The sequence below is a fragment of the Micromonospora sp. NBRC 110009 genome (assembly GCF_030518795.1).
GTDB lineage: Bacteria > Actinomycetota > Actinomycetes > Mycobacteriales > Micromonosporaceae > Micromonospora.
This window is the reverse complement of the sequence record NZ_CP130427.1, coordinates 735,988-752,958: the sequence shown is the minus strand read 5'-3', so window position 1 is coordinate 752,958 and position 16,971 is coordinate 735,988. Positions and strand designations below refer to the sequence as shown.

Annotated in this window: 14 protein-coding genes; 10 read left to right on the top strand and 4 right to left on the bottom strand. The window is 71.2% G+C overall.

Annotation, left to right across the window (positions count from 1 at the left end):
• The first annotated feature begins 99 nt into the window (after positions 1-99).
• The 5 genes from Q2K19_RS03470 (at position 100) to Q2K19_RS03450 (ending at position 4,299) form a co-directional block, all read left to right on the top strand.
• A complete protein-coding gene (locus Q2K19_RS03470) occupies positions 100-1,689 on the top strand; it encodes an amino acid permease (protein ID WP_302767617.1) in 1,590 nt (529 codons plus the stop codon).
• Between the two features lie 103 nt (positions 1,690-1,792).
• The gene (locus Q2K19_RS03465) at positions 1,793-2,500 is read left to right on the top strand and encodes a VOC family protein (protein WP_302767616.1); all 708 of its coding nucleotides are present in this window, start codon (positions 1,793-1,795) and stop codon (positions 2,498-2,500) included.
• 55 nt (positions 2,501-2,555) lie between these two features.
• Positions 2,556-2,984, top strand: a complete 429-nt coding sequence (locus Q2K19_RS03460) for a nitroreductase/quinone reductase family protein (RefSeq protein ID WP_368046142.1) — start codon at positions 2,556-2,558, stop codon at positions 2,982-2,984.
• Positions 2,985-3,038: 54 nt separating this feature from the next.
• Complete coding sequence (locus Q2K19_RS03455) at positions 3,039-3,647, top strand: class I SAM-dependent methyltransferase (protein WP_302767612.1); 609 nt, start codon at positions 3,039-3,041, stop codon at positions 3,645-3,647.
• A 61-nt stretch (positions 3,648-3,708) separates the two neighbouring features.
• Positions 3,709-4,299 carry a DinB family protein gene (locus Q2K19_RS03450; protein ID WP_302767611.1) on the top strand — a complete coding sequence of 197 codons (591 nt, stop codon included), beginning with the start codon at positions 3,709-3,711 and terminating at the stop codon, positions 4,297-4,299.
• Positions 4,300-4,346: 47 nt separating this feature from the next.
• On the opposite strand, the gene rph is transcribed toward Q2K19_RS03450, so the two are convergent.
• From rph to Q2K19_RS03435, 3 genes are all read right to left on the bottom strand, one after another.
• Complete coding sequence (gene rph, locus Q2K19_RS03445) at positions 4,347-6,944, bottom strand: rifamycin-inactivating phosphotransferase (protein WP_302767608.1); 2,598 nt, start codon at positions 6,942-6,944, stop codon at positions 4,347-4,349.
• 241 nt (positions 6,945-7,185) lie between these two features.
• Positions 7,186-7,608 carry a hypothetical protein gene (locus Q2K19_RS03440; protein WP_302767607.1) on the bottom strand — a complete coding sequence of 141 codons (423 nt, stop codon included), beginning with the start codon at positions 7,606-7,608 and terminating at the stop codon, positions 7,186-7,188.
• A gap of 78 nt (positions 7,609-7,686) precedes the next feature.
• On the bottom strand, positions 7,687-8,166 hold the full coding sequence (locus Q2K19_RS03435) for a hypothetical protein (protein ID WP_302767605.1): 480 nt from the start codon (positions 8,164-8,166) through the stop codon (positions 7,687-7,689).
• Between the two features lie 217 nt (positions 8,167-8,383).
• Here Q2K19_RS03435 and Q2K19_RS03430 point away from each other — a divergent pair, with 217 nt between their 5' ends.
• The 5 genes from Q2K19_RS03430 (at position 8,384) to Q2K19_RS03410 (ending at position 16,567) form a co-directional block, all read left to right on the top strand.
• Positions 8,384-9,748, top strand: a complete 1,365-nt coding sequence (locus tag Q2K19_RS03430) for a glutamine synthetase family protein (RefSeq protein WP_302767603.1) — start codon at positions 8,384-8,386, stop codon at positions 9,746-9,748.
• A 134-nt stretch (positions 9,749-9,882) separates the two neighbouring features.
• Positions 9,883-11,238 carry an aldehyde dehydrogenase family protein gene (locus tag Q2K19_RS03425; RefSeq protein WP_302767600.1) on the top strand — a complete coding sequence of 452 codons (1,356 nt, stop codon included), beginning with the start codon at positions 9,883-9,885 and terminating at the stop codon, positions 11,236-11,238.
• A gap of 1 nt (position 11,239) precedes the next feature.
• Positions 11,240-12,007 carry a 3-oxoacyl-ACP reductase gene (locus Q2K19_RS03420; RefSeq protein WP_189193848.1) on the top strand — a complete coding sequence of 256 codons (768 nt, stop codon included), beginning with the start codon at positions 11,240-11,242 and terminating at the stop codon, positions 12,005-12,007.
• Positions 12,004-12,711: a gamma-glutamyl-gamma-aminobutyrate hydrolase family protein gene (locus Q2K19_RS03415; RefSeq protein WP_302767591.1), complete on the top strand. Its 708-nt coding sequence runs from the start codon at positions 12,004-12,006 to the stop codon at positions 12,709-12,711. The genes Q2K19_RS03420 and Q2K19_RS03415 overlap by 4 nt, the downstream gene beginning before the upstream one ends.
• Positions 12,712-12,907: 196 nt before the next feature.
• On the top strand, positions 12,908-16,567 hold the full coding sequence (locus tag Q2K19_RS03410; RefSeq protein WP_302767590.1) for a SpoIIE family protein phosphatase: 3,660 nt from the start codon (positions 12,908-12,910) through the stop codon (positions 16,565-16,567).
• Positions 16,568-16,589: 22 nt separating this feature from the next.
• Here the strand turns inward: Q2K19_RS03410 and Q2K19_RS03405 are convergent, their stop codons facing one another.
• Positions 16,590-16,904, bottom strand: a complete 315-nt coding sequence (locus Q2K19_RS03405; protein ID WP_302767588.1) for an STAS domain-containing protein — start codon at positions 16,902-16,904, stop codon at positions 16,590-16,592.
• Positions 16,905-16,971 lie beyond the last annotated feature (67 nt).

Below are 16,971 nucleotides of genomic sequence, written 5' to 3'. Positions count from 1 at the left end.
CGGCCGTGAGATTCCCACGGCTGTCGTATTGACCGCCTTGATCGACGGGATCACACTTTGCCCACTCGCACCGGGGAATCCACCTCGAGGAGGTGTGCATTGGCCACGACGCCCGCGCCGACCGCCGAGCAACCCATGGACGACGACGCCCGACGGCTCGCCGAACTCGGCTACAAACAGGAGCTGCACCGCAAGTGGAGCGGCTTCTCCAACTTCGCCATCTCGTTCTCGATCATCTCGATCCTGGCCGGCTGCTTCACCACCTTCGGCCAGGCGTGGAACAACGGCGGTCCGGTCGCCATCTCCTGGGGCTGGCCGCTGATCTCGCTGTTCATCCTGATCATCGGCTTCTGCATGGCCGAGCTGGTCTCGGCCTACCCGACCGCCGGCGGGATCTACTGGTGGGCCGCCACCATGGGGCGGCCCGTGCACGGCTGGTTCACCGGCTGGCTCAACCTGATCGGCCTGGTGGCGGTGACCGCCTCCGTCGACTACGGCTGCGCCACCTTCCTCAACCTCACCCTCTCCGCGCTCTTCGACGGCTGGGCCGGCACGGCGCACCAGACCTTCGGGCTGTTCGTGGTGATCCTGGCCCTGCACGGGCTGATCAACATCTACGGGCACCGCATCATCGACGTACTCCAGAACGTCTCGGTCTGGTGGCACGTGGCCGGCGCGGCCGCGGTGGTGCTCATCCTGCTCCTGGTCCCCGACGACCACCAGAGCTTCAAGTTCGTCTTCACCGAGCGGTTCAACAACTCCGGCTTCGGCGACGGCGACACCGGCGGGCTCACCTTCTGGTTCTACGTGCTGCCGCTGGGCTTCCTGCTCACCCAGTACACGATCACCGGCTTCGACGCCTGCGCGCACGTCTCCGAGGAGACCCGGGGCGCCTCGAAGGCCGCCGCCCAGGGCCTCTGGCGGTCGATCTTCTATTCCGCGGTGGGCGGCTGGATCCTGCTGCTCGCCTTCCTCTTCGCGGCCACCGACGTGGACGCGATCAACAAGGCCGGCGGCTTCTCCGGGGCGATCTTCGAGTCCGCGCTGACCCCGTTCTTCTTCAAGGCCGTCATCATCATCTCCACCATCGGCCAGTTCTTCTGCGGGATGAGCTGCGTGACCTCGATGTCCCGGATGGCGTACGCGTTCAGCCGGGACCGCGCGGTGCCGGGCTGGCGGCTCTGGTCCCGGGTGAACCGCAACGGCACCCCGGTCAACGCGATCATCGCGGCCACCCTGGCCGGGCTGGTGCTCACCCTGCCCGCGCTCTACCAGAAGGCCGGCGTGCCGGTCGCCTTCTACGCGGTGGTCTCGGTCGCGGTGATCGGGCTGTACCTGTCCTTCCTCATCCCGATCTTCCTGCGGCTGCGAATGGGGGACCGGTTCGTCCCGGGCCCGTGGACGCTGGGCGCGAGGTACAAGCTGCTCGGCTGGATAGCGGTGATCGAGATCGCGGTCATCTCCGTCTACTTCGTGCTGCCGATCGTGCCGGCCGGCGTGCCCGGCAACGCGGAGTTCAGTTGGACGGCCGTGAACTACGCCCCGCTCGCCATCGGCGGGGTGCTGCTCGGCGTGGCGATCTGGTGGTACGCCTCGGCCCGGAAGTGGTTCACCGGCCCCCGCCGTACCGTCGACGTGCCGGTGCAGCGCTCCACCATGGACGCCGCACCGGCCGACGAGCCGGCCTGATCCACTCCCTCGTCGGTGCCGGGTCACCCGGCGCCGACGAGGAGCGGCGCGATCTCGTCGTCTACGGCCTGCTGGCAAGGGAGTGGAAGCGACCATGACCACCGTGACAGCTCGTCTGGACCTGGCCATCTTCGACGCGGCGGACATCAACCGGGTCGGTTCGTTCTACGCCGGGATTACCGGCTGGGACGTTGTCCGCCAGGACCCCGACCGGTTCGGCCTCCGGACTCCCGACGGGCAGGAGATCGAATTTCAGCGCGCACCCGACCACGTCGCGCCGCAGTGGCCCGGGCAGGAGCACCCGCAGCAACTCCATCTCGATCTGCAGACCGCAGATCCCCGAGCGGAGGCCGGGCGGGCGGTCGGCCTCGGCGCCACCCGGCTGGCCGACGGACCGACCTGGATCACCCTGGCCGACCCGGCCGGCCACCCGTTCGACCTCTGCCAGGCCGACGGCGTCGGCCCGGTGATGCGGCTGTTCGCCGTGACGATCGACGCCCCCGACGCATCGGCCCTGGCCCACTTCTACGCCGACCTCACCGGTATGGCGCTCAGCTACGACGGCCTCGAGGGCGCGCTCATCACCGGTGACGGGAAGAGCCTGATGTTCCAGCAGGTCGACGACTACGACCCGCCCCGCTGGCCGGATCCCGCGCACCCGCAGCAGGCCCACCTCGACCTCTTGGTCGACGACCTCGACACCGGGGAGGCGCGGGCGGTGGAGCTGGGCGCTCGCCGGCTGGGCGCCGGCGGTGAACGCTTCAGAGTCTTCACCGACCCGGCCGGCCACCCGTTCTGCCTCGTCCGGTAGCGCATACGGGGCGGCTCTCGCACCGCTCGACTCGCGGCAGGTGAGTCCGTACCGGATGTGGTCCACTTCCCGGGTGACTCACCCTCCCTCGGCACCACTTCCGTCGGACGTCGAGGCCCGACTGGCCCTCGATCCGAACGTATGGCTGTGCACGGTGCGCCGCGATGGCTCCCCCCACGTGACGCCGGTCTGGTTCGTCTACGCGGACGGCGTGTGGTGGATCGGCTGCGACGGTCGCAGCGTCAAGGTGCGGAACCTGGTGGCCGACCCGAGGGTGTCCCTGGCCTTGGAGGACGGGGCCGCGCCCGTCGTAGCCGAGGGCGTCGCCCACCTGCACCGCGGCGACTTCCCCACCGAAGTCGTCGAGGCGTTCGCCAGCAAGTACGGAGGATGGGACGTCAGGGAGCGGGTCGCTCAGGAGGGTGACCGGGTATTGCTGGAGATTCCCGTCCGACGGTGGCTGCTCGCGGGCATGGCTCAGTGATCCATGGCATGGACCTACGACGCCACACGATCCGAGGGCTCATATAGTCACGGGGTGAAGACGGAGCAGGTCCGGCGGGCGTATGCGTCCGTCGCGGAGCTCTACATCGAGCTGTTCGGGACAAGCCAGCAGGTACATGCCGACGACCTCGCCCTTATCGGGCGACATCTGGCGGGCCGACCTGGCACGGTGCTCGATCTGGGCTGCGGGCCTGGCCATATCACCGGTTACCTTCGCTCGCTGGGCGTCGACGCAACGGGAATCGACCTGGTCCCCGAGTTCATCGCCCACGCGCAGGCAACCCACCCGAATGGCAGGTACCAGCTCGGGTCGCTGGAAAATCTCGCCGTCGCCGACCACTCCATCGCCGGCATCCTGGCCTGGTACTCGTTGATCCATCTACCGCCGCAAGATGTTGACGGCGTGCTCGCGGAGTTCCGGCGAGCAATGGTCCCAGGCGGAACGTTGGTGCTCGGTCTCTTCGTCGGTGACGAGGTCGCCGCCTTCGACCACAAGGTCGTGACCGCCTATCGCTGGCCCGTCGACGAGTTCTCCGAACGGCTGAGGCGAGCCGGCTTCACGGAAGTCGAGCGTCTGCCGCGGCTCAGCGACGGCACCCATCGGCCACACGCCGCCCTCGCGGCAGTCGCAGCCGAAGGGTGAGCTGATCTTGTAGGCGACACCCCGCACGAATGGCTCCGGCGCATGAGGAAGACTGGCGGGCATGGCTGACTTGGGCGACCCGAAGGCTGCGCTGCACCACTACCTCCAGGCGACTCGCGAAGACCTGATCTGGAAGCTCGACGGGCTGAGCGAACGCGAGGCCAGACTGCCCCGCACCGCGACCGGCAACAACCTGCTGGGAGTCCTCAAGCACTGCCTCAATGTCGAGGCCGGCTACTTCGGGCCCACCTTCGGGCGCGAATTCCCGACGCCTGAGGAACTGGTCCCCATGCAGGCGTTTGAGGAGGACCCGCAGGCGGACTGGTACGCGCGGGAGGACGAGACGAAGGATGGGCTGATCGACCTGTATCGCCGTGTCGGGGTGTTCGCGGACCAGACGATCGAACAGCTACCCCTCGACGCGCCGGGGCGGGTGCCGTGGTGGCGACCAGGTGGACAGGACGTGACGCTGCACCGGATCATCATCCACGTGACCGGCGACCTCGCTCGTCACGCCGGTCACGCCGACATCATGCGCGAGCAGCACGACACCGCGATCGGCCTGCGGCGGGAGAGCACCAACATCCCTGACGACTATGACTGGCCGGCGTACGTCACCAAGCTGACGAAGCTGGCTGACCGGTTCGGATAGCCGCCCGGCCCCGTCAAAGCCGGATGGGCCTTTCTCGGTGTGGTCGGTCAAGCCAGGATCTCGACGTACCCGTCGGCTCCGTGCACGCGGATCCGCTGCCCGTCCCGGATGAGGCGGGTGGCGTCGACCACACCGACGACGGCAGGCAAGCCATACTCCCGGGCGATCACCGCGCCATGGGTCATCAGGCCGCCCACCTCCGTGACCAGGCCCGTGATCGCGACGAACAGGGGCGACCAGCTGGGATCGGTGTACGCCGTGACCAGGATGTCGCCCGCCTCGAGATCGGCCTCCGCCATGTCGAGGATGACGCGGGCCCTCCCCTCGATGGTCCCGGCGGAAACCGGTTGGCCGATCAGGGCACCCGCCGGCACGTCGTCGCGCCGGTACGCACCGACGACGGCCTCGCCGTCAGACGTGAGCACCCGGGGCGGCGTGAGCGCGTGGTACGACCGGAACGCCTCCTTGCGCTGCCGGATCAGCTGGTCGTCCACTCTGTTCGCGCGCACGACGTCGTGGAGCTCGGAGAACGTGAGGTAGAAGATGTCTTCCTGTTCAGGAAGTACGTTGGCCTGCACGAGGCGCTCGGCCTCCTCCAGCAGGGCCTGCTTGTAGACGAAATAGCGGCTGATGATGCCGTACTTCGGGTACTCCCGGTAGCCGATGAAGGTCCGGACCCGGTCGATCATCCGCTTGGCCTCGTCGGCTTTCCGCTCCCCGTCCGGCAGGGCCCGCAAGCGTGCGAGCACCTCCTGTTCCTTCTTCTGCGCCTCCTGCCGCCCTTGCTCGAACCGCCGCTCGGCGGCGCCCGGCTCGAAGAGCTTGATGTTGTCGAGGATCAGGGGCACGAGCGTGGTGGGGCGCTCGCTCCACCGCGGCCTCGTGATGTCGATCTCGCCGACGCAGCGCATGCCGTATCGGTCGAGGTAGGCCTCGATGGCGTCGCGCGCTTCGGTCCCGCCCGCGAGCTTCGGCAGCTCATCCAGGAAGCCCTCGTCCTCGACGCCCTGCAGGAACGCCACCACCTCGGGATGTGGGCGGATCACGTCGGCGACGTCGAGCAGCGCCAGTCCCATCTCCGAGGTGACGTTGTTGGGGGCGGACAGGGTGAGCGTGTCGGCCCCGTTCTTCTCGCCCAGCCACTCGTGCAGCTGGTCGTTGAGCCACCAGGTGGACTCGATGCCCGCCATGATCGCCTGCATGCTCAGCGGATCGCCGAGGACTCGCTTGTGCTCCTGGAAGGCCTCCAGCAGGAAGTCGAACAGCGCCGGTCCGGTCTTCGTCCGGATGTCGCGCCGCAGGGCGGCGATGGACGCCTGGCTGCGCTGGATCAGCTCGGTGACGATGGCCGGGTCGGTCTCGATCGGGGTGGACGCGCCGCGGGCCGGCGGCCGACCGGGACCCGTGTCCGGAAGCGACGGGACGAAGTCGTCGCGGTTGAGAACGGTCTCCAGCGCGTCCCTAATCAGCGGATCTTCTCTCCCCACCATCTTCAGGAAGCCGGCGCGGCCCGCGGGTGAGGCCAGGGCCCGGTTGGCGTCGACGAACAGCCTCCCGCCGGCCTCGTGCATCGGCGCCATGGCCGTCAGCTGCCACATCGAGACGCCCAGTGGCTTCATGGGGTCGGTCATCATCTGTTGGTGGCCGACCGAGAGGTAGACGTGGTTCCCTGCGTCGCCGGCCGCGGGAATGGGGAACAGCGTGGTGATCGGCCGGCTCTGGACGATCTGGAAGTCTTCGCCGACCAGGCACCATTCGATGTCCTGCGGGCGGCCGAAGTGCGCTTCGATCCGCCGTCCGAGCTGCACGAGCCGCACGACCTGCGCGTCCGTCAGTGCCGGCTGCTCCTGCCGCTGCGGGTCGATCGCCACTTCCTGCGTACCGCCGGCCGGCAGGGCGTGCACGGCACGCTGCTTGGCGGCGATCGCCTTGGCGACGATCTCGCCGTCGCGCACCTGGAAGGTGTCCGGGTTCACCAGGCCGGAGACCAGGGCCTCGCCGAGGCCGAAGCTGGCGTCCACGGTGGCGACCTTCCGGTTGCCCGTGACGGGGTCGGCCGTGAACAGGATGCCGGCCGCCTGCGGGAAGACCATCTGCTGCACGACCACGGCCATGTGGACCGTGCGGTGGTCGATGCCGTTCCGCTGGCGGTAGGTGACGGCCCGCTCGGTGAACAGCGACGCCCAGCACCGGCTGACGTGCTCGAGGATCGCCGCCGGCCCCACGACGTTGAGGTACGTGTCCTGCTGGCCGGCGAAGGAGGCCGTCGGCAGGTCCTCTGCCGTCGCGCTGGATCGGACGGCGTAGGCGGCGTGCTCGCCGAGCTGGGCGAGCGCGTGGGTGATCGCCGCCGCCAGATCGTCGGGGATGGCGATCCCTTCGATGGTCCGGCGGATCTCCGCGCTGAGCGTGCGGATCGCCTCCCGGTCGTCCGGGTTCAGGCGCGACAGCTGATCGAGCCGATTGTCGACCGACGGCGCTTCCGCCATGATCCGCCGGAAGGCGTTCGTCGTCACGCAGAAGCCGGCCGGCAGGCGGATGCCTTCGATCCGCGACAGCCCGCCCAGGTGCGCGCCCTTGCCGCCAACGACCGCGACCTGCATCTCGTCAACGTCGTGAAGATCCAACACGTACTGCTCGATCACTGCGACACCTCCGCGACGCGTCCCCCATGCGTCGACAACAACACACGCACGTCCTGGCCCCCATTTCCGCAGGTTGTGGCCTCGGCCGACGATTCTGCGCCACGACACGGGTCTTGCCGCAAGCCCCCCGGTGCGCTATACGTTGGAAGTGGCAGGGAGAGGGATCTCCTTGCCTTTGCCATTTGCCGTGCGGTGGAACTGGCGAGCTTCTCGCCGGTTCGTCAAGCGCCCGGGCGGATCCTCAGGCGCAACGCGTGGCCGTTGAGTCGCGCCGCACGCAGTCGGCTTCGTCGTCAGGGAACCACTTGAACGCCAGTCGGCCCGGCGACATCGCCTCGGGCCGTTCGGCCGTCGCCCGGCACCGACCGCCGGTAGCGGCGAGCATGGCCTCGTCCGTGGTCGCCGCGGAGGTGCGCAGATACTGGATGAGGGGCCCCATGGTTCCGCCGTCCCGGCCGAACAGCCGCAGGAATGCCTGCGTGCGGTCGTGGCGCATCGCGGCCGGCAGTGAGCCGTGCAGCGTGATGGTCCGGGCCCGCTGATCGTGGGTCTCCCACTGCCCGAGGTCGGCGATTGCGGGTGCCAGCGCCTCGTCGAACGCCGCCTCGTCCTCGGGCAGCATGAAGGTGCTGACCTGCTTGGAACGCGACCCCGGTTCGAACATCCGGCCATGATCGCAGACCCCCGCAAGCGCCGCGCTCACCGCGGCTGTTGAGGATGACCTGGCTGCGAGGTGTGGCAATCAGCCGTGGCTGCCTCGTCGTGATCGGCGGAAGTAGGAGACCGTCGTCACGGCGAGCAGCACCGCGCCCATAAAGAAATAGGTGTTGATCCCAATGCCGGCCCAGAGTTCGGCCGTGGAGATGTCTTCCGCCCCCACAAAGCCGCCTCGGCGGATGCCGGTAGCCATGAGCAGGTTTTCGACCATCCCGGGAACTCCCCGGACGACGAGTAGCGTGCTGCCGAACCACAGCGGCGTGAGGAGCATCCACCGAGGGACGCGTCGTCCCCAGGGCCGGACGGTGGCCACCACGACAACTGCCCCGACGGCCGACATGAGGATGAGAGTGATGTTGAAGATCGCGTACGCCCTCAGGCTCCACGGTCCGTCGCCGGTCGGATCGTCACCGGGGAAAAGCACCGCTACCACGTGGGACACGACGAAGAAGATCAGCCACGCGAACGTGCCGTACGCCCAACGAGGGCTGGCGTGAACTCTCATAACACCAAGATCGTGGGCTCGGCCGCCAGGACGCCTCCCACCCTGAGGGGATTCATCCCCCCACCAGAGGGAGCGGTGATCCCGCACGCCCGATGCGCCAGCTCTGGCCCGCGACTGACTCGGCTCCCCTCAACCGTTCGCGTTTGCCACGGTGTCCGCTGGGGGCATTGACGGTGATCCGGTTCTGCCAGTAGACCTTGGTGATGGAGGCGCGCCGATGAGGAAAGCTCCGCTCACGCTGGAACAACTGCGCGTCGCGGTCGCCGAGGGCGACATCGACACCGTGGTGCTCGCGCTGACCGACATGCAGGGCCGCCTCCAGGGCAAGCGGTTCCACGCGCCCTACTTCCTGGACCAGGTGGTCGCCCACGGCAGTGAGGGCTGCAACTACCTGCTGGCCGTGGACGTCGACATGAACACCGTCGACGGCTACGCCATGTCGAGCTGGGAACGCGGCTACGGCGACTTCGCCATGCGGCCCGACCTGGACACCCTGCGCCGGGTGCCCTGGCAGCCCGGCACCGCGATGCTCCTGGCCGACCTGGAGTGGCTGGACGGCTCCGGGCCCGTGGTCGCCTCGCCCCGGCAGATCCTGCGCCGCCAGCTCGACCGGCTGGCCGCGCACGGGCTGACCGCGTACGCCGGCACCGAGCTGGAGTTCGTGCTGTTCCGCGACTCGTACGAGCAGGCGTGGCGGCGCGGCTACCGCGAGCTGACCCCGGCCAACCAGTACAACGTGGACTACTCGCTGCTCGGCACCGCCCGAGTGGAGCCGCTGCTGCGCCGGATCCGCACCGAGATGGCCGGTGCCGGGCTGACCCCGGAGAGCGCGAAGGGCGAGTGCAACCTCGGCCAGCACGAGATCGCCTTCCGCTACGACGAGGCGGTGGCCTGCGCCGACCATCACGTCATCTACAAGAACGGCGCGAAGGAGATCGCCGCCCAGGAGGGCATGTCGATCACCTTCATGGCCAAGCCGAACGTGCGGGAGGGCAACTCCTGCCACATCCACTTCTCGCTGCGCGACGCCGACGGCCGCTCGGCGATGCTCGGCGACGGGCCGGCGCACCTGTCGACCACCGGGCAGCGGGTGCTGGCCGGGCTGCTGGCCACCATGCGTGAGTTCAGCCTGCTGTTCGCCCCCAACGTCAACTCCTACAAGCGCTACCAGCCCGGCTCGTTCGCCCCGACCGCGCTGCGCTGGGGCACCGACAACCGCACCTGCGCGCTGCGGCTGGTCGGGCACGGCCAGGGGATGCGGGTGGAGAACCGGGTGCCGGGGGCGGACGTCAACCCGTACCTGGCGATCGCCGCGCTGGTGGCCGGCGCGGTGCACGGCATCGAGCGGGAGCTGGAGCTGGGCGAGGAGTGCTCGGGCAACGCGTACGACGACGGGGACGCCGAGCGGGTGCCCGGAACGCTCCGGGACGCCCTGACCCTCTGGGAGGGCTCGACGGTGGCGAAGGACGCCTTCGGAGACGAGGTGGTCGCGCACTACGCCAACAACGCGAAGGTGGAGCTGGCCGCCTTCGACGCCGCCGTGACGGACTGGGAGCTGGTGCGTGGCTTCGAACGCCTGTGACCTCCCCGCGATCTTGCACTTTCGGCCCGTGGTCTGTGGCGATGAGCGGCTTTTGTCCGGGCAGCAACTGCAAGATCGGCGAGGCCAGGCGAGGCCCGGCGAGGCCAGGCGAGGCGAGGCGAGGGGGGACGGGAGTGAGTGAGGTGCGGAACCCGGCGACGGGGGAGGTGCTGCGGGAGGTGCCCGCCACCTCGCTCGTCGAGACGGACGCGGCCATCGAGCGGGCGGCGGCGGCCTTCGAGACGTGGCGCGCGGTGGCGCCGGGGGACCGGGCGCGGCTGCTGCGGCGGTTCGCCGCCGTGGTCGACGCGCACCGGGAGGAGCTGGCGCTACTGGAGGTGCGCAACGCCGGGCACACCATCGGCAACGCGCGCTGGGAGGCCGGCAACGTCCGGGACGTGCTCGACTACTACGCGGGCGCGCCGGAGCGGCTGACCGGACACCAGATCCCGGTGCCCGGCGGGCTCGACATCACCTTTCACGAACCGCTCGGTGTGGTCGGCGTGATCGTGCCGTGGAACTTCCCGATGCCCATCGCGGGCTGGGGCTTCGCCCCCGCGCTCGCCGCCGGCAACACGGTGGTGCTCAAGCCGGCCGAGCTGACCCCGCTGACCGCGCTGCGCCTGGCCGAGCTGGCCCTCGACGCCGGCCTGCCGGAGGGCGTGTTCACCGTGCTGCCCGGCCAGGGCGGTGTGGTGGGCGAGCGGTTCGTCACCCACCCGGCCGTCCGCAAGGTCTGCTTCACCGGCTCGACCGAGGTCGGCACCCGGATCATGGCCGGCTGCGCGGCGCAGGTGAAGCGGGTGACGCTGGAGCTGGGCGGCAAGTCCGCCAACCTGGTCTTCGCCGACGCCGACCTGGCGAAGGCGGCGGCCAGCGCGCCGTACGCGGTCTTCGACAACGCGGGCCAGGACTGCTGCGCCCGCTCCCGGATCCTGGTCCAGCGGTCGGCGTACGACCGCTTCCTGGAGCTGCTCGAACCGGCCGTGCGCGCGTTCCGGGTGACGGACCCGGCCGCCGAGGACGCCGAGATGGGCCCGCTGATCTCCGCCGGGCACCGGGACCGGGTCGCCGGGTACGTCGACGGGGCGAAGGTGGCCTTCACCGGCGCCCGCCCCGACGGCCCCGGCTTCTGGTACGCCCCGACCGTGCTGCTCGCCGACTCCCCGGCAGACCGGCACTGGCGGGAGGAGATCTTCGGCCCGGTGGTCTCGGTGCTGCCCTTCGACGACGAGGCGGACGCGATCCGGCTGGCCAACGACACCGAGTATGGCCTGTCCGGCTCGATCTGGACCCGGGACGTCGGCCGGGCGGTCCGGGTGGCCCGGGCCGTCGAATCCGGCAACCTCAGCGTCAACTCGCACTCGTCGGTGCGCTACTGGACCCCGTTCGGCGGGATGAAGCGTTCCGGCCTCGGCCGGGAGTTGGGTCCGGACGCACTGCACGCCTTCACCGACGTCAAGAACGTGTTCATCAGCACGGAGGAGTGAGATGCAGGGACGGCTTCAGGACCGGGTCGCCGTGGTGACCGGTGCGGGCAGCGGCATCGGCCTGGCCACGGTGCGGCGGTTCGCCGCCGAGGGGGCCCGGGTGGTCTGCGTGGACATCGACGCCGAGGCGGGCAAGCGGGCCGCCGACGAGGTGGCCGGCGAGTTCGTCGCCACCGACGTGGCCGACGAGGCGGCGGTGCGGGACCTCTTCGACGGGGTGGCCGAGCGGCACGGCCGGGTGGACGTGGCGTTCAACAACGCCGGCATCTCGCCGCCCGACGACGACTCGATCCTGGAGACCGGGCTGGACGCCTGGGAGCGGGTACTGCGGGTCAACACCACCAGCGTCTACCTCTGCTGCAAGTACGCCATCCCGCACATGCGGCGGCAGGGCAAGGGCTCGATCATCAACACCGCCTCGTTCGTGGCGCTGATGGGGGCGGCGACGTCGCAGATCGCCTACACGGCGAGCAAGGGCGGGGTGCTGGCGATGACCCGGGAGCTGGGCGTGCAGTTCGCCCGGGAGGGCATCCGCGTCAACGCGCTCTGCCCGGGCCCGGTCGCCACCCCGCTCCTGCTGGAACTCTTCGCCAAGGACCCGGAGCGGGCCGCCCGTCGCCTCGTCCACGTGCCGATGGGCCGGTTCGGCAACCCGGAGGAGATCGCCGCCGCGGTGGCCTTCCTGGCCAGCGACGACGCCTCGTTCATGACCGCCGCGCAGTTCGTGGTGGATGGCGGGATCACCGGCGCCTACGTGACCCCCCTATGAGTCGACGGCCGGTGATCGGGGTCACCGCGTACGTCGAGCCGGCCGGCTGGGCGGTGTGGCGGGACGTCCCGGCGGCGCTGGTGCCGCAGGCGTACGTCCGGGCGGTGACCGCGGCCGGCGGCCGGGCCGTGGTGCTGCCCCCGGACGACGCCGACGCCGATGTGCTGCGGGTGCTGGACGGGCTGCTGCTGTCCGGCGGCGCGGACGTCGGCCCGGAGCGGTACGGAAGGCCGCCCGACCCGCGCACCGAGAGCCGGCCGGACCGGGACGCCGGCGAGCTGGCGCTGCTGACCGCCGCGCTCGCCGCCGACCTGCCGGTGCTCGGTGTCTGCCGGGGCATGCAGCTGCTCGCGGTCGCCCACGGCGGCGCCCTGCACCAGCACCTGCCGGACCTGGTGGGCCACGACGGCCACCGGCCGGCCCCCGGGGTGTACGGGGCGCACCCGGTGCGGTTCGCCGAGGGCAGCCTGGCCGGGGCGGTGATGGCCGGGGTGGACCGGGTCAACTCGTACCACCACCAGGGGGTGGCCGACGCGGGCGCCCTGACGGTGACCGGCTGGGCCGACGACGGGGTGGTGGAGGCGGTGGAGGATCGGGCGCGGCGCTTCCTGCTGGGCGTGCAGTGGCATCCGGAGAACGACGCGGACCCCCGCCCGGTGGCCGCCCTGGTCCGGGCCGCCGCCGGCCGGCCGGCAGTGGTGTAACGGGGATCACCTGTCCGGGCCGAGCCGGTGCCCGCCCGAGTCGCAGCCGCCCGATGGTTACGCCAGGATGAGGTGCAGGTAACCAGCGACCAACGACAGGTATGCGTTACGTTGCTCCTCCGCCGGGGTAGTAGGCGGGTTCGACCGGCGCGGATGCGCCGGTCGTCGTGGACATCTGGCCGGAGCAGGAGGCTGCATGGGCTCGGCCCTGGGGGGCGAGGACGGGGATCGCGCGTCCTCGGGGACCGGCGAGGCGGAACTCCCCGCACTGCTGGCCGCGGCGTTCGCCGCAGGCGGCGAGATGGGCGAGCGGCTGCGGGCCCTCGACTGGTCCACCACCCCGCTCGGCCCCCCGCGGACCTGGCCCGCCGCGCTCGGCCACGCGATCAGCCTGATGCTCTCGTCCCGCGCCCAGATCGCCATGTTCTGGGGCGAGGACCACCTCGCCTTCTACAACGACGCCTACCGCCCCACAATCGGCGACAAGCACCCGGCGGTGATCGGTCAATCGGCCCGCGAGCACTGGGCGGAGACCTGGGACGTCCTCGGGCCGCTGCTGGACGAGGTGCGCCGCACCGGCGTGCCGTACCGGGGCGAGAACCGTCCCTTCGTGATCAACCGGCACGGCTTCCTGGAAGACGTCTACTTCGACGTCTCGTACGACCCGCTCCGCGACGCCGACGGCAGCATCGAGGGCGTGTTCTGCGTCGTCAACGAGACCACGGGCCGGGTGCTCGGCGAGCGGCGGCTGCGCACTCTGGCCGAGCTCGGCACCGAGCTGGCCGACGTGCAGAGCACCCTCGAACTGGGCCGGGCCGTCGCCCGGGTGCTCGACGCACACCGGTCGGACGTGCCGTTCAGCGCCATCTGGCTGCACGACGAGCAGGGCGCGCCCGTGCTGGCCGGCTGCGCCGGCGTCGAGCCGGGCGGGCTCGCCGACCCGCCCCGACCGGGCGACGGAGCGAGCGTCGACGCGGCCCGCCGGGTGTCCGTCGCCGACCTGCTCGGCCAGGTCCCGCCGGACGCCGCCGACCAGGCCCTGCTGCTGCCGCTGGTCGCCACCAGCGCGCCAGCCGGCGTGCTGCTGGTCGGGCTCGCCCGCCGGCTACCGTTCTCCGACGACTACCGCGACTTCGTCGATCTGGTCGGCGCCCAGATCTCCCGGGCGGTCGGCAAGCAGCGGGCGTACGAGCACGAGCGCGCCCGGGCCGCCGAGCTGGCCGCCCTGGATCGGGCCAAGACGAACTTCTTCGCCAACGTCAGCCACGAGTTCCGTACCCCGCTCACCCTGGTCCTCGGCCCGCTGGAGGACCTGCTCGCCGACCCGGGGCTGCCGGCCGCGTACACCGACCGGCTGACCATGACGCGCCGCAACGCGCTGCGCCTGCTCAAGCTGGTCAACACGGTGCTCGACTTCTCCCGGCTGGAGTCCGGCCGGCTGGCCGCCAGCTACCAGCCCACCGACCTGGCCGACTACACCGCGCGCCTGGTGAGCACCTTCCGCTCGGCCACCGAGCGGGCCGGGCTGCGCCTGGTGGTCGACTGCCCGCCGCTGCCCGCGCCGGTCCACCTCGACCGGGACATGTGGGAGAAGATCGTCCTCAACCTGATGTCCAACGCCCTCAAGTTCACCTTCCACGGCGACATCCGGGTCCGGGTCCGCGCCCGTGACGGCGCCGCCGTGCTGGAGGTGGCCGACACCGGCGTCGGCATCGCGCCGGAAGAGCTGCCGCACGTGTTCGAACGGTTCCACCGGGTGCCGGGGGTCCGCTCCCGCAGCCACGAGGGCACCGGCATCGGCCTCGCCCTGGTCCGCGAGCTGGTCGAGATGCACGGCGGCACCGTCGCGGCGCGCAGCGTCGTCGACCAGGGCAGCACGTTCACCGTCACCGTCCCGTTCGGCTACGAGCACCTGCCCGCCGACCGGGTGGCCGTGCTCGCGCCGCTGCCGCTGGGCGAGCCGGAGCACGCCCGCCTCCACGTCGCCGAGACCACGCTCTGGACCGACGAGGTGAACCGGCCCGCCGGCCTGCCCGCGCCGACCGGGGCGCCGGCCGGCGCGGGCCGGATCCTGTTCGCCGACGACAACGCCGACCTGCGTGAGCACGTCAGCCGGCTGCTCTCCCCGGCGTACGAGGTGGTCGCCGTGCCGGACGGGGTGGAGGCCCTGCGGCTGGCCGTCGACTCCCCGTTCGACCTGGTGCTGACCGACGTGATGATGCCCCGGCTGGACGGCTTCGGGCTGGTCACCGCGCTGCGGACCAACCCGGCCACCCGGCACGTGCCGATCGTGCTGCTCTCCGCCCGGGCCGGGTCGGCCGAGGAGGTCGCCGGGCTGGCGGTCGGCGCCGACGACTACCTGACCAAGCCCTTCTCCAGCCCGGAGCTGATCGCCCGGGTCCGATCCAACGTCGAGCTGGGCCAGCTGCGCGGGCAGATCATCCGCCGGCTGCGCGGCCTCGCCGACGCGGCCGTCGCGATCAACACCGCCCGCTCCACGGCCGAGGTGGTGCAGGTCGCCGCCCGGCACGCGCTCGCCCTCGCCGAGGCGGCCCGGGTGGTGGTCACCGCCACCGGGGCCCGCCACGAGGCGGACGGCGGCGGCGACGCTCCGCTCGAACCGTCGGCGGTGCTGCCGCTGACCGGGACCACCGGCGAGCAGCTCGGCGAGCTGCGGGTGTGGCGCCGGGAGGGCGGCGGCACCGAGCAGGCCGCGCTCACCGAGCTGGCCCGGCTGGTCGGCGTGCGGCTGGAGAACGCCCAGCTCTACGAGGCCGAGCACCGGATCGCCACCACCCTGCAGCACAGCCTGCTGCCGCGTACGCTGCCGAGGCTGCCCGGCGCGGTGGTGGCCAGCCGTTACCTGCCGGGCAGCGCCGACGTGGAGGTCGGCGGCGACTGGTACGACGTGATCCGCGCCCCGGACGACGAGCTGGTGCTGGTGATCGGCGACGTGGTGGGCAAGGGCGTGCCGGCCGCCGCCGCCATGGGCCAGCTCCGCAACGCGCTGCGGGCGTACGTGCTGGAGGGCTTCGCTCCGGGGACGGCGCTGACCCGGCTCAACCACCTGGTCGGCTCCACCGAGGGCGGTTCCTTCGCCACCGTGTTCTGCCTCTGGTTCTCCCCGCGCACCGGGCGGCTGCGGTACGCCAGTGCGGGTCACCCGTCGCCGCTGCTGATCCGCGGCGACCACGTGGCGTTCCTGCACGACCGGGCCCTCGGTCCGCCCATCGGCGCGATCCCCCGGACCGAGTACCAGACCGTCGAGGGTGAGCTGGCCCCCGGCGGTCGTCTGCTGCTGTACACCGACGGCCTGATCGAGGATCGGCAGTTCGGCATCGACGCCGGGCTCCGGCAGCTCCGCCTGGACGCGACCACCCGGGGCGAGCACGTTGCCGACCTGGTCGACGCGGTGGTCGAGCGGGTGGCGAGGCGGGACCGGCACGACGACGTGGCGGTGCTGGCCCTGGAGGCGGCCGAGCTGAACCGCTTCACCCTGCGGCTGCCGGCCGATCCGACCCGGCTCAGCGTGCTGCGCAAGCGGCTGGAGGACTTCCTGGTCGCCCACCGCGTCGGCGAGACCGACCTGTTCGACCTGACCGTGGCGATCTCCGAGGCCGCCGCCAACGCCATCGAGCACCCGGTCACCCCGGCCGAGCCGGTGATCTCCATCGACGTGACGATCGAGGACCGGACAGTGACCGCCACGGTCCGGGACAGCGGACACTGGCGGGAGTCGACGGGTTCGAGCTTCCGGGGGCGGGGCCTGGCGTTGATCCAGGCGCTCGGCGACCTGACCGTGGCGCGGACCGACGAGGGCACCGAGGTGACGCTGCGCCGGCGGCTGGCGGACTGAGCGGCCCCGCGGGCCGGGTCGGTCAGGCGCCGTGCAGCCAGTCCTGTTCGCCCAGGCCGGCGACTTCCAGCACCCGGCGCACCTGCCGGGACGGCAGCACGCTCAGCATGCCCGGGAAGCGCTGAGCCAGCCGGACCAGCGCGTGGATCGCCGCCGAGTCGAAGAAGGTGACGCCGCGCAGGTCGAGGGTGACCTGGGCGGCCGGCTCGCGGAGGGCGGTCTGGAACATGGTGTCGGCGGTGGCCATGTCGACCTCGCCGATCACCACCACACGGAGCCGGTCACCGTCGACCTCCGCCGTCGCGGAGAAGGCGGGAGGAGGGGCCCCTTGATCCACGCAGCCACAATGGCACAGCGCTTGCGGCGCGGCAACAACCCGGGCGAGCGGGCCGTGGCGGGAGTCA

Coding starts and splice junctions, on each gene's coding strand:
- Q2K19_RS03460 (WP_368046142.1), top strand. CDS start 2,556: ATGTGGTCCACTTCCCGGGTGACTCACCCTCCCTCGGCACCACTTCCG.
- Q2K19_RS03450 (WP_302767611.1), top strand. CDS start 3,709: ATGGCTGACTTGGGCGACCCGAAGGCTGCGCTGCACCACTACCTCCAG.
- Q2K19_RS03440 (WP_302767607.1), bottom strand. CDS start 7,608: ATGTTCGAACCGGGGTCGCGTTCCAAGCAGGTCAGCACCTTCATGCTG.
- Q2K19_RS03435 (WP_302767605.1), bottom strand. CDS start 8,166: ATGAGAGTTCACGCCAGCCCTCGTTGGGCGTACGGCACGTTCGCGTGG.
- Q2K19_RS03430 (WP_302767603.1), top strand. CDS start 8,384: ATGAGGAAAGCTCCGCTCACGCTGGAACAACTGCGCGTCGCGGTCGCC.
- Q2K19_RS03420 (WP_189193848.1), top strand. CDS start 11,240: ATGCAGGGACGGCTTCAGGACCGGGTCGCCGTGGTGACCGGTGCGGGC.
- Q2K19_RS03415 (WP_302767591.1), top strand. CDS start 12,004: ATGAGTCGACGGCCGGTGATCGGGGTCACCGCGTACGTCGAGCCGGCC.
- Q2K19_RS03410 (WP_302767590.1), top strand. CDS start 12,908: ATGGGCTCGGCCCTGGGGGGCGAGGACGGGGATCGCGCGTCCTCGGGG.